General features: G+C 71.6%; 9 protein-coding genes and 1 riboswitch. Of the genes, 3 read left to right on the plus strand and 6 right to left on the minus strand.

Translation table 11 applies throughout. From position 1 onward, the window contains the following. Positions 1–154: 154 nt before the first annotated feature. From GA0070621_RS12170 to GA0070621_RS29935, 3 genes are read right to left on the minus strand one after another with little or no spacing between them, the layout of a single operon-like run. Positions 155–1,369 carry a multicopper oxidase domain-containing protein gene (locus GA0070621_RS12170; RefSeq protein ID WP_167666834.1) on the minus strand — a complete coding sequence of 405 codons (1,215 nt, stop codon included), beginning with the start codon at positions 1,367–1,369 and terminating at the stop codon, positions 155–157. Further along, positions 1,366–2,331, minus strand: coding sequence for a sugar phosphate isomerase/epimerase family protein (locus GA0070621_RS12175; RefSeq protein WP_091194696.1), 966 nt, complete (start codon positions 2,329–2,331; stop codon positions 1,366–1,368). The genes GA0070621_RS12170 and GA0070621_RS12175 overlap by 4 nt, the downstream gene beginning before the upstream one ends. A gap of 19 nt (positions 2,332–2,350) precedes the next feature. Beyond that, positions 2,351–5,485 carry an OmpL47-type beta-barrel domain-containing protein gene (locus tag GA0070621_RS29935; RefSeq protein ID WP_167666835.1) on the minus strand — a complete coding sequence of 1,045 codons (3,135 nt, stop codon included), beginning with the start codon at positions 5,483–5,485 and terminating at the stop codon, positions 2,351–2,353. A gap of 986 nt (positions 5,486–6,471) precedes the next feature. On the opposite strand from GA0070621_RS29935, the gene GA0070621_RS12185 reads away from it, so the two are divergent. Beyond that, positions 6,472–8,529, plus strand: coding sequence for a M4 family metallopeptidase (locus GA0070621_RS12185; protein ID WP_091194699.1), 2,058 nt, complete (start codon positions 6,472–6,474; stop codon positions 8,527–8,529). Positions 8,530–8,651: 122 nt separating this feature from the next. Here GA0070621_RS12185 and GA0070621_RS12190 read toward each other — a convergent pair whose 3' ends face one another. The 3 genes from GA0070621_RS12190 to GA0070621_RS12200 form a co-directional block, all read right to left on the minus strand. Next, positions 8,652–9,107, minus strand: a complete 456-nt coding sequence (locus tag GA0070621_RS12190) for a hypothetical protein (protein WP_091194701.1) — start codon at positions 9,105–9,107, stop codon at positions 8,652–8,654. A 194-nt stretch (positions 9,108–9,301) separates the two neighbouring features. Beyond that, entirely contained in the window at positions 9,302–9,961 is a 660-nt protein-coding gene (locus GA0070621_RS12195) for a LysM peptidoglycan-binding domain-containing protein (protein WP_091194704.1), read from the minus strand. Further along, a riboswitch (cyclic di-AMP (ydaO/yuaA leader) is annotated at positions 9,961–10,134 on the minus strand. (Overlaps the previous gene by 1 nt.) 153 nt (positions 10,135–10,287) lie before the next feature. After that, a complete protein-coding gene (locus GA0070621_RS12200; RefSeq protein ID WP_231921005.1) occupies positions 10,288–12,111 on the minus strand; it encodes a glycoside hydrolase family 3 protein in 1,824 nt (607 codons plus the stop codon). Positions 12,112–12,308: 197 nt separating this feature from the next. Here GA0070621_RS12200 and GA0070621_RS12205 point away from each other — a divergent pair, with 197 nt between their 5' ends. Next, positions 12,309–13,877 carry an LLM class flavin-dependent oxidoreductase gene (locus GA0070621_RS12205; RefSeq protein ID WP_091194707.1) on the plus strand — a complete coding sequence of 523 codons (1,569 nt, stop codon included), beginning with the start codon at positions 12,309–12,311 and terminating at the stop codon, positions 13,875–13,877. A 90-nt stretch (positions 13,878–13,967) separates the two neighbouring features. Beyond that, positions 13,968–14,987, plus strand: a complete 1,020-nt coding sequence (locus GA0070621_RS12210) for a glycoside hydrolase family 25 domain-containing protein (protein WP_091194709.1) — start codon at positions 13,968–13,970, stop codon at positions 14,985–14,987. Positions 14,988–15,019 lie beyond the last annotated feature (32 nt).

A 15,019-nucleotide genomic window follows, 5' to 3' on the forward strand; every position in this document is an offset into this window, starting at 1 on the left:
CCGGTGAGAGTGAGGCGCTCACCGGAGTCGGGCGTACGCTGCCGCCGGCGCCACCCGGGTCGGGTGGCCGGTGCGGCGGTGTGGGTGGTGGGTCCGGTGGCCGCCGGTCCGGGACGGGCCGGCAGCCACCGACCGCTGGGGACGCTGACCGAGGTCAGTTGTGCTGGTGCTGCCCGGCGGTGGCGGCGGCCGGGTCGACGCCGTCGGCGGCGGGTGCCGCGGCGCCGGCGGCCGGGTGCTGGTGGCCCATGCCGGGCGGCATGTTCCCGTTCTCGTCGAGGACGTGCAGCATCGTCGACATGCCGGCGTCGGAGTGGAACTGCATGTGGCAGTGCAGCATCCAGTGCCCTGGTCCGACCGCGTCGCCGGCCACCACCTGTACGCCGAAGGAGTCACCGGGGCCGAGCGTCTTGTTGTCGATGATCGGTACGGTGTCGGCGAACGGCTGCCCGTTGGGCACGGTCCCGGTGCGGGTGTCCGCCCACGAGTGGCCGTGCAGGTGGAAGGTGTGCATGTCGTTGCCGATGCCGACCACGACGAACTCGACCCGCTCCCCCTTGCGGGCGACCAGGCAGGTCGGGCCCGGCTGCGGGTTCACCTCGGTGCAGGTGTCGGTGGCCTCGCCGCGGCGCAGGTTGATGCTCTGCCGGTCACCGAAGACCACGGTGTAGGTGCGGTCCGGCTTCGGGTCGCCCGGTCGGCGGACGACCAGGCCGCCGAAGAGGCCGGCGGAGAGTCCCTGGGTGCCGTGCGGTCCGCCCACCACATGGTCGTGGTACCACCAGTAGCCGGCCGTGCCCTGCGCCCCGGTCTTGTTGTTTCGGGGCTGGGCGTACCAGGTGTAGGTCCGCGACTCGCCCGGCGGGACGTACGAACCGCTCTGCACGGTGCCGTCGGAGAGCTGGGTGTACTTCACCCCGTGCACGTGCAGCGAGACGCCCAGCGGGTGGGCCGGGTCGGTCCGCAGCGCGGCCAGGGTCTCGGCGGACACCCGGTTGTGCAGGGTGATGGCGAGGCACTCCCCCTCGGTCATCTCCATCAGCGGGCCCGGGTAGGAGGCCGTCTGCGGGGTGAGGCCGTAGCCGAGCCGGATCTGGGTGCCGTCCCTCGGCAGCTCCACCGCGTACAGCTGGATGCTGCGGTCGGGCTTGCCGCAGCCGTCGGGCTTCTCGGCGAACATCCCGGTGCCGGCGGCGGCCAACCCGCCGGCGCCGACCAGGGTGAGCAGCACGACCGCCGCCACGACCAGCATCCGCCGGGCGCCGGAACGCGGGCGTTCGGGCCGGGGCGCGGCGGCGGACGGGGGCGCTGGGGCGGGGGCCGGCCGGGGTTCTGGTGCCCCGTCCTCCACCAACCGCCAGGCGCTCATCGGTCACCCCGCAGCTCGACCAGGCGCTGGTAGCTGCGCTCGGCGGCACCCAGCGAGCCGGGCGGGTTCGGCTGCGCGCCCGGCGCCGAGTCCTGCTCCCACAGGAACTCGAAGCGACCCCGGCCCTTCAGCTCGCCGAAGAACTCGGTGAACGGGATGATCCCGGCCCCGAACTCCACGTCCAGGTAGGAGTTGCCCTGCTGCGGGTCGGGCAGCGGCACGCCGTCCTTGACGTGGAACAGCGGATAGCGGTGCGGGTGGGCGTTGACGTAGTCGACCGGGCGGAAGCCCGGATACTTGCGCGCCCCGCCGTACGCCCACAGGATGTCCATCTCCAGGAACACGTACCGGGGGTCGGTCAGCTCCAGGAAGAGGTCGTACAGCCGCACGTCCGGGCGGTCCGTCGCGAAGCTGAACTCGATGGTGTGGTTGTGTTGGTAGAGCTTGAGGCCACGGGCCGCCGCGGCCTCGCCCCAGCCGTTGAACGCGGCGGCGGCGGCCTGGTAGCCGGCGACGGTCCGGTTGCCGGTGGGCGCCTCGGCGGTGCCGATCGCCGGCATCCCGAGGATCTCGGCGACGTCCAGTTCCCACTCCAGATTGGTGCGGAAGTCGTTCAGCCCCCGGTGGCTGCCGGCCGCCTTCAGCCCGTTGTCGTCGAGCAGCCGGCGGATCTGCTCCGGGGTGATGGCGCCGACCGAGCCCTGGGTGTAGCCGGCGAACTCCACCTCCCGGTAGCCGATGCGGCTCAGCTCCTCGAAGACGGCGGCGAAACCGACCTGGGCGATCTTGTCGCGGACGCTGTAGAGCTGGATGCCCAGGTGGCCGCGCGGGATGAGTCTGCCCTGGCCGCCCTGGTCTGCCCCGGCCGGCAACGCGCCGGCGAGGCTGGCCGCGCCGACCGCGACCGTGGAGCCGGCGAGACCGCGCAGCAGCGCCCGCCGGTCGATCCTGTTCCTTGCCATGGTGGTTCCCTTCGCTCGCTCAGCAGCAGGTGTTCGAGCCGCCGCCCGGTGCGCCGCCGGGGCAGCACGGGGTCAGCGGAGCGATCCGGACGTTGCGGAAGCTGATGACGTCCCCGGCCCCGTGGTTCTGCAGCCCGACGTATCCGGTGGCGTGCTGCCGGCCGGCGCCGCCCGGGTCGTCCGCCCGGGGCGGGCTGAAGACGGCGTCGGGACGGTTGACGTATTCGTTGATCAGCTTTCCGTTGCGGAAGACGGAGTAGTGCTGGCCGACCACCCGGATCTCGTAGTCGTTCCAGGTGCCCTTCGGGGTGACCCCCGCGCCGGCCAGGTCGACCTGGTCGAAGCCGTACACCGAACCGGTCTTGTACTGGTCTCCGTCGGGCCGGTCGAGGATCTGGATCTCGTGGCCGTACTTGATGGCGACCCACTCGGGGCGGGGCTCCGTCGGGTGGCCGCGCACGTCCGGGAAACGGACGAAGACGCCGCTGTTGGCCCGGCCGTCGCCCGGTGCGTCGTCGCGCCACTGCAACTTCAGGGAGAAGTCACCGTACGCGGAGACCGGGTACCAGAGCATGCCGAGTCCGGGCAGCGGCTTGCTGGTGACCGACCCGTCGGCGTTGCGGGTGAAGCCGCCCGCGCCGACCTGCTGCCACCGGTTGAAGGAGGCGGGCGTGTTGTCGAGGATCGCCTGGTAGCCGTTCTTCGTGTCCGGCTTGCCGACCCCGGAGCGGGCGGCGGCGCTGACCAGCTTCCCGTGCTCCTGGTGACTGATGACGCCCAGGTGGTGCAGGTGCTCGGCGACGGTGGTGACGTACGAGACGAACTGGCCGTGGTTGGGCCAGGTGCCCCCGTCCTCGATGACGTTGTTGATGGTGCAGTCGCCGTCGACCACCCGGTTGGGGACGCCGCTGTCCACGGTGCCGAACCAGACAGTCGCCCGGGTGTCCCGGACACACTCCGGCTGCGGCCCGCTGGCGACCACGGTGAAGGCGACCGAGGCGGTGCCGGAGGTGTTGCCGGCCTTGTCGGTGGCCCGGTAACTCACCATGTGCTGGCCCGGCCGGTCGACGGTGACCGGGGCGGTGTAGCGGGCGTAGGACTGCCCGTCGAGGGAGTACTCGACCCGGTCCACGCCCGACTCGCTGTCGGCGGCGGTGAGGATGACGGTGGCGCTGCCCACGTACGCCCCGTCGTCGTCGAGCTGCCCGACGAGGGCGGCGGTGACGGTCGGCGGGGTGGTGTCCGGCGCGGGCGGGTCGACCACGGTGAACGACACCGACCGCGGCGTCGACGTGTTGCCGGCCTTGTCGGTGGCCCGGTAGCTGACCGTGTGCGGGCCGACCTGGTTGACCGTGACCGGCGCGGTGTAGCCGGCGTAGGGCAGCCCGTCGAGGGAGTACTCGACGCGGTCGACGCCCGACTCGGTGTCGATCGCGGAGAGGGTGACCGTCGCACCGCCCACGTACGCCCCGTTCGCGTCCCGCTGACCGGTCACCGAGGCGGTGACCGTGGGCGGGGTGGTGTCCGGCACGGGCGGGTCGACCACCGTGAACGACACCGACTGCGGCGACGACGTGTTACCGGCCCGGTCCGTGGCCCGGTACGTCACCGTGTGCTGTCCGGGCCGGTTCACGGTGACCGGGGCCGAGTACCGGGTGTAGGCGTCGCCGTCGAGGGAGTACTCGACGCGGTCCACGCCCGACTCGGTGTCGATCGCGGAGAGGGTGACCGTCGCACCGCCCACGTACGCCCCGTTCGCGTCCCGCTGACCGGTCACCGAGGCGGTGACCGTGGGCGGGGTGGTGTCCGGCACGGGCGGGTCGACCACCGTGAACGACACCGACTGCGGCGACGACGTGTTACCCGCCCGGTCCGTGGCCCGGTACGTCACCGTGTGCTGCCCCCGCTGGTTCACCGTCACCGGCGCCGAGTAGCCGGCGTAGGGCTGCCCGTCGAGGGAGTACTCGACCCGGTCCACGCCCGACTCGGTGTCCGACGCGCTCAGGGTGACGGTGGCGCCGCCCACGTACGCGCCGTCGGCGTCCTTCTCCCCGGTCACCACGGCGGTCACGGTCGGCGGGGTGGTGTCCGTCGGCGGCGGGTCGACCACCGTGAACGACACCTGCTGCGGCGACGACGTGTTACCCGCCTTGTCCGTGGCCCGGTACGTCACCGTGTGCTGCCCCCGCTGGTTCACCGTCACCGGCGCCGAGTAGGTGCCGTACGCACCCCCGTCCAGCGCGTACTCGATCCGCTCGACACCCGACTCGGTGTCCACCGCGACGAGGGTGACCGTCGCGCCGCCCACGTACGCCCCGTTCGCGTCCCGCTGGCCGGTCACCGAGGCGGTGACCGTGGGCGGGGTGGTGTCCGTCGGCGGCGGGTCGACCACCGTGAACGACACCTGCTGCGGCGACGACGTGTTACCCGCCTTGTCCGTGGCCCGGTACGTCACCGTGTGCTGCCCCCGCTGGTTCACCGTCACCGGCGCCGAGTAGGTGCCGTACGCACCCCCGTCCAGCGCGTACTCGATCCGCTCGACACCCGACTCGGTGTCCACCGCGACGAGAGTGACCGTCGCGCCGCCCACGTACGCGCCGTTCGCGTCCCTGTCACCGGTGACCGTGGCGGTCACGGTCGGCGGGGTGGTGTCCGAACCGCCGCCGGTGACGACCAGCAGGCCGTTCATCCCGCCGTGGCCGGGGATGGCGCAGAAGTACCGGTAGGTGCCCGGAGAGAGCACCACGTCGACCGTCCAGCGGCCCCCGTTGCGGTCCGTCGGATCGGCCAGGATGTTCACGTCGACGTCGCGGTTGTATCTCGGGTCCGACGTCTCGAAGGTCAGGGTGTGCTGCATCCCGGTGGTGTTGCCGGTGGCGGCACTGTTCTCGAAAACCAGGGTGGCCGGCCCGGCGACCGCGGTGGTGGGCGCCGACCGGTAGGCGAGGAAGTTGTCCCCCGCCGTCCAGGTGAGCACCTGGGCCTGGAGAGGAGCCGGGGCGGCGGCCGTCACGGAGCGTTCCGGGTCGGTCGGCCGCGCGCTCGCCGGCGCGGCGGAGAGGCCGGTGGCCAGCAGCGCCAGCGTGGCGAGGGCGGCCACCGTTCTCCGGAGCCGGCTCACGCCGAGCCGGCGCCGCGGTGGATGTGGGTTCATGGGTTCCTCTTTCACGGTCCGGAGAGCAGCGGGCGGAGCGTGCGTCGGTGTGGTCGGGTCCGACGGAGCTGTTTCTGGCGGTCAGGGGCCCCGCGCGGCCCCTCCCGGGCCGCACGGGATCACCGGCCGTGGCCGTGAGCCACGACCGTCCGAAGTGGTGGGTTGGTTACCCTGCCGCCGGCGGCGGGCCGGTTCCGCCGCTCGCCGGGCAGGGCGGTGCGTCAGAGCTGTTGGATTCGTCGGGTACGGACATCGGTCGACCCGTGGCGCGTGCCGCGCCCGATCGCCGTGGTGGCGTTGACCCGGGGATGGCCATTCCTGGCCGGTCGTGGCCTCCGAACGTGTTGCGCCGCCCGAAGTCCCACAGTCGAGAGCTACCGTGCCGATAGTTCATCTCGACGAAACATATTGATAGGGCTTGACCTTACTAACTTCCACTCAGCCTGTCCATAGCTTTCGTCGCCCCTGTGACTACTTTTCTTCAAGGCAGACGAAAGTGGTCGTCAGATTCCCACCCCCGCACTCTCGGTCGAACGGAGAGGTGTACCTACCGCCAGGGACGACCGCCTGCCACCCGTTCGGCCAGGCGAACGACCCGGACGGGTCACACCTGATCGACATCTTGACCGATGGCCGAGTACGCGCCATCAGCAGACAGCGGCATTGACCGCAATTCGGACAGCCGCGGTCCACCGAGGAGAACATCAGCCCTGATCAGGGGCTATTGAAGATCATGGCTTCGCCGGATCGGGATCTTCGGCTGACGATCGACAGGGACGGTTGCTCGACTCACCCATTGCTCGCCGACCGGGGCCGTGTGATTGTGCTCCAGCGAGTCCGCCGACCCCCGGCGGCTCGGACGGTCGATCTGTCGAACCGGGGCCACGCCGGCAGCTCCGGAGACCGACCGTCACCTCGCCTCGCCACATCACGCCACGCGCCCCCGACCGGGCTCCGCGTGGCCAGAAACAGAGGAGCACACCCCCTTGAAGCTCTCACCCCGCCTCGCCGTGCTCTCGGGCGCGGCCGCGGCCGGCCTGATCGCCGCCGGCACCGCCGCGGCCGTGCAGGCCGCGCCCTCCAGTCCTCGCCCCGACCCCGCCCAGGCCCGTGCGCTCGCCGCCAACTCGGCCAGCGCGCTGGTCGCCGGCCGACCCGCCTACCTGCACACCAGCGCCGACGAGGCGTTCGTGCAGCAGGAGGTCATCTCCTCCGAGGGCACCCAGTACGTGCCCTACGAGCGCACCTACAAGGGCCTGCCGGTCGTCGGCGGCGACTTCGTCCTGGCCACCGACGCGACCGGCAACCTGAAGTACGCCTCCGTCGCCCAGCAGCGGAGCATCGGCAGCCTCGCCACCACTCCGAAGCTGACCTCGGCCGCCGCCGCGAAGACCGCGCGTGCCCAGCTCAAGACCGTCGACACCGTCGAGGGCACCAAGCTGGTCGTCTACACGCTCGGCGCCCAACCGGCCCTGGCCTGGGAGACCACGGTCCGTGGCACCGACGCCGACGGCCCGAGCCGGCTCACCGTCGACGTCGACGCGCTGACCGGCACCGTGCTACGTACGCAGGAGCACATCGTGTACGGCACCGGCACCGGCGCGTGGAACGGGCCGAGCCCGCTCACCCTCAACACCACGCTGTCGGGCAGCACGTACTCCATGAAGGACCCGAACGTCACCAACCAGAGCTGCCAGGACGCCGCCAACAACACGACGTTCAGCAAGTCGACCGACACCTGGGGCAACGGCACCGCCACCAACAAGGAGACCGGCTGCGTCGACGCGCTGTTCGCGGCGCAGACCGAGCACAAGATGCTGTCGCAGTGGCTCGGCCGTAACGGCGCCAACGGCAGCGGCGGCGCGTGGCCGATCCGGGTCGGCCTGAACGACCAGAACGCCTACTACGACGGCACCCAGGTCCAGATCGGCAAGAACACCGCGGGCCAGTGGATCGGCTCGCTCGACGTGGTGGCCCACGAGATCGGCCACGGCATCGACGACAAGACCCCGGGCGGCATCTCCGGCAGCGGCACCCAGGAGTTCGTCGCCGACACCTTCGGCGCCGCGACCGAGTGGTTCGCCAACGAGCCGGCGGCGTACGACGCTCCCGACTTCCTCGTCGGCGAGAAGATCAACCTGGTCGGCAGCGGCCCGATCCGCAACATGTACAACCCGTCGGCGCTCGGCGACCCGAACTGCTACTCCAGCAGCATCCCCAGCACCGAGGTGCACAAGGCGGCCGGCCCGGGCAACCACTGGTTCTACCTGCTGGCCATGGGCAGCAACCCGACCAACGGCCAGCCGACCAGCCCGACCTGCAACAGCAGCACCGTGACCGGCCTGGGCATCCAGCCGGCCATCAAGATCATGTACAACGCGATGCTGCTGAAGACCACGTCCTCGTCGTACCTGAAGTACCGCACCTGGACGCTGCAGGCGGCGAAGAACCTCTACCCGAGCAGCTGCACCGAGTTCAACACCGTCAAGGCCGCCTGGGACGCGGTCAGCGTGCCGGCGCAGTCCGGTGACCCGACCTGCACCAGCGGCTCGCCGACGCCGACCCCGAGCTCCTCGACGACCCCGCCCGCGGGCTGCTCGGGCCAGAAGCTGGCCAACCCCGGCTTCGAGTCCGGCAACGTGAGCTGGACCGCCAGCTCCGGCGTCATCACCAACTCGACCGGCCAGGCGGCGCACGGCGGCTCGTACAAGGCGTGGCTGGACGGCTACGGCACCACCCACACCGACACCCTGTCGCAGTCGGTGACGATCCCGTCCGGCTGCCGGGCGACCCTCAGTTTCTGGCTGCACATCGACACCGCGGAGTCGACCACGACCACCGCCTACGACAAGCTGACCCTCCAGGCGAACAGCACCACCCTGGCCACCTACTCCAACCTCAACAAGAACACCGGCTACGCGCAGAAGTCCTTCGACCTCTCGTCGTTCGCCGGCACCACCGTCACCATCAAGTTCACCGGCGCGGAGGACAGCTCGCTGCAGACCTCCTTCGTCATCGACGACACGGCGGTCGACCTCTCCTGATCACCGACGAAGCGGCCGGTCGTCGTCCTCCCGACGGCCGGCCGCTTCGTCAGCCGTGTCTCGTCCGTCTCGAAGGCGTCGTGAGCGGCTGGCCACCGTCCCGGAGCGGGACGCCGCTCGCCTCAGCGCTCCGCCCGGGCGCCCGTGTCGCCGCCCCGGTTGAGTCGGGCCATCACGTCCTCCATCGCCCGGCTGAACAGCTCCATCTGCCGTACCGACTGCTCCTGCAGCCCGCCGAGCCGCACGGCCAGGGCGTCGACGTCGGCCCGCGCCGAGGCGCTGACCTGGGCGTCGAGGTCGGCGAGGGCGGCGTTGACGGCCACCACGACGTGCCCGCAGACCGCCGCCATGCCCGCCTCGGCCAACTCCGGGTCGACGGCGACGGACTCGAGCCGGCCACCCTGGACGACCACGGCGCGGACCCGGCCGTCGGCCGCGGAGCCCTCGGCGCGGAGCAACCGCCCCGGGTCGCCGTCGGGTTGCTCGGCGGCCCGCGAACGCATCGAGGACAGCGCCTGCTGGGTCTGGGTGAGCAGTTCGTCGAGGCTAGCGGCCGCGGAGAACGGGTCGTTGGTCATAGCCGCGCTTTCTTCACGTCTTTCCGGAGCACCGTGACCTTAGCAACCACGCCCGACGGCGCCGACCCGGCCGGGCACGTCGGTGCGCCCCGCGCCGCTGCCATGCGGAGAGTGGCCACCCCGCCGGGAGTGGCCACTCTCCGCATGCGTCAGCGCCGATCGCGGGGACGGCAGGGTGCCGCCCCACGACGGGATCAGGACAGCCGCAGGCGCATGCCTGGGAAGATCAGGCCCGGGTCGTCACCGACCACCCGCCGGTTGCGCTCGTACAGCGCGTGCCAGCCGCCGGTGATGTCGCGCGCCTCGGCGATCTCGGACAGGGTGTCACCGCGCTTGACCACGTAGCTGCCGGTGCCGCCGGTGCTCGGCGCGGTACGCCGGTGGCCTCGGCTGGTCGACTGCTCGTGCCGCGACGCCCGCTCGCTTTTCGCCTTCTTCGGGGACCGGTGGTCGGCGGACTCCGACGTGGACGAGTAGTGCTTCGTCGAGCCGCCCTTGCGGCCGCAGACCGGCCAGGCGCCGATACCCTGCCCGTCGAGGACCTTCTCGGCGACGGCGATCTGCTCACCGCGGGTGGCCAGGTCGGCACGGCTGGCGTACCGCTGCCCGCCGTAGCCGTTCCAGGTGCCCTTCGAGAACTGGAGTCCGCCGTAGTAGCCGTTGCCGGTGTTGATGTGCCAGTTGCCGCCGGATTCGCACTGCGCGACGGCGTCCCAGTTCACGCTGGACGCACTGGCCGGCGCGGCCGGCCCGAGGATCGCGGCGGCACCGGTGGCGGCGCCGGCGACGAGCGCCCCGACGGCGACCCTGCGCCGGGTGAGGCGTCGGTGACGTGCGGTTTGTTCAGTTGCCATGTGGGTTTCCTCCACGCCGACGAGGTGAGCTGTCGGGTTCGGGCCGAGGAGCCCGGCCGCCGGATCGGCGGCTTCACCCCGAGGTGTCGAGCACCGAGGAACATGTGGGTCCCCCGCTCCCGCCTGAGGTCCAGGTACCACGAGCCGGTGGCGGGATTAGGCGTTACCGGCCCGTGGTGTCCGCGATCGCGAACGCAAACGACGTTAGGGACGGTTTCGGATGATCGCCCACTTCTTGTGAAGTTCTTCACCCGGCCGAGCGAAGGCGTCGCCGGTCGAGTTGCGCACCGTCCGAAGGTGCCTTACAACGCCGCGAACACCGCCGTTCAGTACGTCAGGCCGTACCCCTGCGGGAAGAGCGGCACCTGCCCGTCGCCGGCGTTGATGGGCTGCTGGCTGACCGAGTTCATCCAGGTCATCGGCAGTTTCCCGGTGGGCGCGTACGCGCCGAAGAGGACGTCGGCCACGCCACCACCCTCGGTGCCGGGCAACCAGGAGGCCAGCAGCGCGGTCCAGTTGGGCAACTCGGCGGCGATGTCCAGCGGCCGGCCGGAGATCAGCACCACGACCACCGGCACGCCGGCATTGCGCAGCGTCGCGATGGTTCGCAGGTCCTCCCGATCGAGGCTCATGCTGCCGGCGCGGTCGCCCTGGCCCTCGGCGTACGGCGTCTCACCGACCACGGCGACGGCCGCGCGGTAGGTCCGGTCGATGCCGGTGCCGCGCTGGTTGTAGGTGACCGTCGTGGTCGGACCGACCGCTGCCCGGATGCCCTGGAGGACGCTGGTGCCCGGGGTGACGGTGCCCGACCCGCCCTGCCAGGAGATGGTCCAGCCCCCACTCTGGTTGCCGATGTTGTCGGCGTTCTTGCCGGCAACGAAGATCTTGTTGTTGTCCGGGGCCAGCGGCAGGATCCCGGCGGTGTTCCTGAGCAGCACCTGCGACTCACGGACGGCCTGCCGGGCGAGCGTCCGGTGCGCGGCGTTGCCCACCGTCGGGGTCCAGCTCCGGTCGGTGTACGGCCGCTCGAACAGGCCCAGCTCGAACTTCTTGGTGAGGATCCGCCGGTTGGCGTCGTCGATCCGGCTCACCGGCACGTGCCCGTTCTGCACCTCGGCGCGCAGGGTGCTGATGAAGGTCTTCCAGGCGGTGGGGACCATGACCATGTCGATGCCGGCGTTGATCGCCGTGCTGACCTCGGCGGCGGTGAAGCCGGCGCTGCCGTCGATCTGGTCGATGCCGTTCCAGTCGGAGACGACGAAGCCGGAGAAGCCGAGTTCTCCCTTGAGGACGGTGGTGATCAGGTATTGGTTGCCGTGCAGCTTCACGCCGTTCCAACTGCTGTACGAGATCATCACCGCGCCGACACCGCGCTGCACGGCGGCCTGGAACGGGGGCAGGTGGATGGCCCGCAGGTCGGCCTCGCCGAGCTGGGTGTTGCCCTGGTCGACGCCGCCGTTGGTGCCGCCGTCACCGACATAGTGCTTGGCGGTCGCGAGCACCGACGTGGGCCCGCCGAGCGTGCCGCCCTGCAGGCCGGTGACCAGGGTGGACATGGCCGACGGCAGGTCCGGCGTCTCGCCGAAGGACTCGTAGGTGCGACCCCAGCGGTCGTTGCGGGCGACGCAGAGGCAGGGCGCGAAGTCCCAGTCGACACCGGTGCCGGAGATCTCCTCGGCGACGGCCTGGCCGATCCGCTGCACCAGCGCCGGGTCACGGGTGGCACCCAGGCCGATGTTGTGCGGGAAGATCGTCGCCCCGTACACGTTGTTGTGTCCGTGCACGGCGTCCACGCCGTAGATCATCGGGATGGCCAGCGGGGTGGCGAGGGCACCCCGCTGGAAGCCGTCGTACATGTCGGCCCAGCCGGTGGCGGTGTTGGGCGTGGGCGCGGAACCGCCGCCGGAGAGGAGCGACCCGAGCCGGTACGTGGCCACGTCGGACGCGGTCACCGCGCCGCGTTCGGCCTGGGTCATCTGGCCGATCTTCTCGTCCAGGGTCATCCGGGAGAGCAGGTCGGCGACGCGGGTGGCCACCGGCAGCGCCGGGTCCTGGTACGGGTAGCCGGCCGCGGTGGCGGGGGCCGGCAGGGTCAGGGCGGTGGCCGCGACGAGGACGACGGCGAGGCCGAGGGGGCGGCGGCGAATCACGGGTCGCTCCTTCCGGAAGGAACGCTGAGGCCGTTCAACGGCACCCTATGCCCGTAAGACATCTATCGATACCGCTGCAATCGGCAGATCGTGAACGATCCAGCCGGTTCCGGGAGCGGGAGACGTGACGCCGCCGGCACCGACTAACGTGGCGAGGTCCGGCACGGCCGCCGGGTCCGGCGAGCAGGCGGAGGATCATGACCGACTACGGGCACGAACTGGCCTTCGGGGGCTTCCTCACCCCCAGCGCGGGCCAGCCGGAACAGGTGGTGGCACTGGCCAAGCTCTGCGAGCAGGCCGGCCTCGACCTGGTCACCTTCCAGGACCACCCGTACCAGCCGGGCTTCCTGGACACCTGGACGCTGATGTCGTTCGTGGCCGCGGCGACCAGTCGGGTCCGGCTGGCCGGCAACGTGCTCAACCTGCCCCTGCGCCAGCCGGTGGTGCTGGCGCGCAGCGTGGCCAGCCTGGACCTGCTCACCGGGGGCCGGGTCGAGCTGGGCCTCGGGGCCGGCGCGTTCTGGGAGGCGATCGAGGCGGTCGGCGGGCGTCGGCTCTCCCCCGGGCAGGCGGTGGACGCCCTCGACGAGGCGATCCGGGTGATCCGCGAGGTCTGGGACGCCGAGCGGCGCGGCATGGTCCGGGTCGAGGGCGAGCACTACCGGGTGGTCGGGGCGAAGCGGGGGCCGGCGCCGGCGCACCCGGTGGGGATCTGGGTGGGCGCGTACAGGCCGCGGATGTTGCGGCTGGTCGGGCGCGCGGCGGACGGCTGGTTGCCGTCGCTGGCGTACCTGTCGAAGGGGCCGGCGGAGCTGCCGGAGCTGAATGCGCTGATCGACGAGGGCGCCGAGGCGGCCGGCCGGGATCCCCGCGCGGTGCGGCGGCTGCTCAACGTCTCCGGCCGGTTCACCCGGTCCTCCTCCGGTTTCCTGGCCGGGCCTCCCGAGCAGTGGGTGGAGGAACTGGCCGCGCTCACCCTGGACCACGGCGTCGCCACGTTCATCCTCGGCGCCGACGACCCCACCGCGATCCAGCTCTTCGCGCAGGAGGTGGCGCCCGCGGTCCGCGAGCTGGTCGCCGCCGAGCGCGTCGAGCCCGGCAGCCGCGCCCGGGCCGCCGAGGAGCAGCGCGAGGCGGTCCAGGCCGGCGGCGCCACCGCGCTCGCCGTCACCCCCACCCCCGATCCGGGGGTACGGCTGACCGATCACCGGCTCTGGGACGAGTCCACCCGCCCGGCCGCCCCGCCGGCCCCGGCCGGACACGTCTACACCCCGCACGCCCAGGCCGTCGGCGGGCACCTGGTGGACGTGCACGACCACCTGCGGCAGGAGTTGGCGCAGGTCCGTGACCTGCTCGAACAGGTCAAGCGGGGAGTTGTCTCCGCCGGCGCCGCCCGGGCCGTGCTCAACCAGATGACCATGCGGCAGAACAACTGGACGCTGGGAGCGTACTGCGCCGCCTACTGCACGGTGGTCACCCAGCACCACGGGCTGGAGGACAACTCGATCTTTCCGCACCTGCGGCGCGCGGAGCCCGGGCTGGGTCCGGTGCTCGACCGCCTGGAGGCGGAGCACGTGGTGATCCACGACGTGGTGGAGGGCGTGGACCGCGCCCTGGTCGACCTGATCCGCGACCCGGGCGACTTCACCGCGGTCCAGCAGGCGGTGGACGTGCTCACCGACACCCTGCTGTCGCACCTGTCCTACGAGGAACGCGAGATCGTGGCGCCACTGGCCCGCCACGGCTTCTACGCCGGGCAGGTCTGACGCCGGCAGCGCCCGCCGATTCACCGACCGACTTTCACATTCGCGCAGGTCAGAGTGGTCGAGCTACGGTGGGCGACGAGGTGATGGGCAATGTCGGTGATCTATGTTGACCTGTCCTACCATGATTGGGACCGCGTCAATGGCCGCTTCGACTGGGCGGCCATCCGTCGGGCCACTTCTCCCGTCCTCTGCCTGCGGGCGACCTACGGCGACCCGCAGGGCTACAACCCGCCCAGCCCGCACGTCGCCGACATGGCGCACGGTGCCGCCGGTGCGGGCTTCGACGTGATCGGTGGCTACCACAACCTGATCAGCGGCGATCAGGCCAGCATCAACCGCCAGGTCGACTATCTGCGCCGCACCCTCGACGGGATCGGCGCGGTGTGGGCGATGCTCGACGCCGAGCGTTACCCCGAGTTGGCCGCCAACGGACTCTGGCCGCGCTTCGACGACGTACGCCGGTTCGTGGACCGCTGGCACGCGGTCGACCACCGGGTGCTGGCGACGTACCTCCCGAAGTGGATCTGGGAGGGCGACCTCGGCCGGGCCGACCTGCGGGTCCTCGACGCGCCACTGGTCGCCAGCGACTACGGCGCCAACCCCGCGGGCGCACCCGCCGCCGTCTACGCGCGAGCCGGTGGGGACAGTGGCCCGGGCTGGGCCGCGTACGGCGGGGTGACCCCGTCGATCTGGCAGTACGGGTCGAACGTCGCCTGCCCCGGCGCGTCCGGACAGACCGACTGCAACGCATACCGTGGCACGCTCGCCCAGCTGCGAGCCCTGCTGGTGAAGGACGACACCATGACTCCGGCCGAATTCTCCGCGATCCTGTCCGACCCGACCGTCGCCGCCCAGATGCGCGCCCTGCCCTGGCAGTACGCCGGTGGCGGAATTCCCACGGGCACCTCGACGCTGAAGGTGCTCAACAGCATCTACCAGGCCACCCAGCCGGCACCCGCCGCCAACGCGGCAGCGTCACCGACCCTGGCCACGCTGGGCGACCAGGCTCCCGCCGACGCCGCCGCCGCGATCGTCGCCGCGATCGGCACCACCCGGGCCGCGGCGCTCGCCGCGGCCCTCACCACGGCCACCCGGCCGCCGACCCAGTAAGGCCGGCGGTAGGGTGCCGCCGTCCGCCGCGG

Source organism: Micromonospora narathiwatensis (assembly GCF_900089605.1).
Lineage (GTDB): Bacteria > Actinomycetota > Actinomycetes > Mycobacteriales > Micromonosporaceae > Micromonospora > Micromonospora narathiwatensis.

Bases quoted from the DNA above. Each gene is read 5' to 3' on its own strand.
- GA0070621_RS12190 (WP_091194701.1), bottom strand. From the start codon at position 9,107: ATGACCAACGACCCGTTCTCCGCGGCCGCTAGCCTCGACGAACTGCTC.
- GA0070621_RS29935 (WP_167666835.1), bottom strand. From the start codon at position 5,485: ATGAACCCACATCCACCGCGGCGCCGGCTCGGCGTGAGCCGGCTCCGG.
- GA0070621_RS12210 (WP_091194709.1), top strand. From the start codon at position 13,968: ATGTCGGTGATCTATGTTGACCTGTCCTACCATGATTGGGACCGCGTC.
- GA0070621_RS12195 (WP_091194704.1), bottom strand. From the start codon at position 9,961: ATGGCAACTGAACAAACCGCACGTCACCGACGCCTCACCCGGCGCAGG.
- GA0070621_RS12175 (WP_091194696.1), bottom strand. From the start codon at position 2,331: ATGGCAAGGAACAGGATCGACCGGCGGGCGCTGCTGCGCGGTCTCGCC.
- GA0070621_RS12170 (WP_167666834.1), bottom strand. From the start codon at position 1,369: ATGAGCGCCTGGCGGTTGGTGGAGGACGGGGCACCAGAACCCCGGCCG.
- GA0070621_RS12205 (WP_091194707.1), top strand. From the start codon at position 12,309: ATGACCGACTACGGGCACGAACTGGCCTTCGGGGGCTTCCTCACCCCC.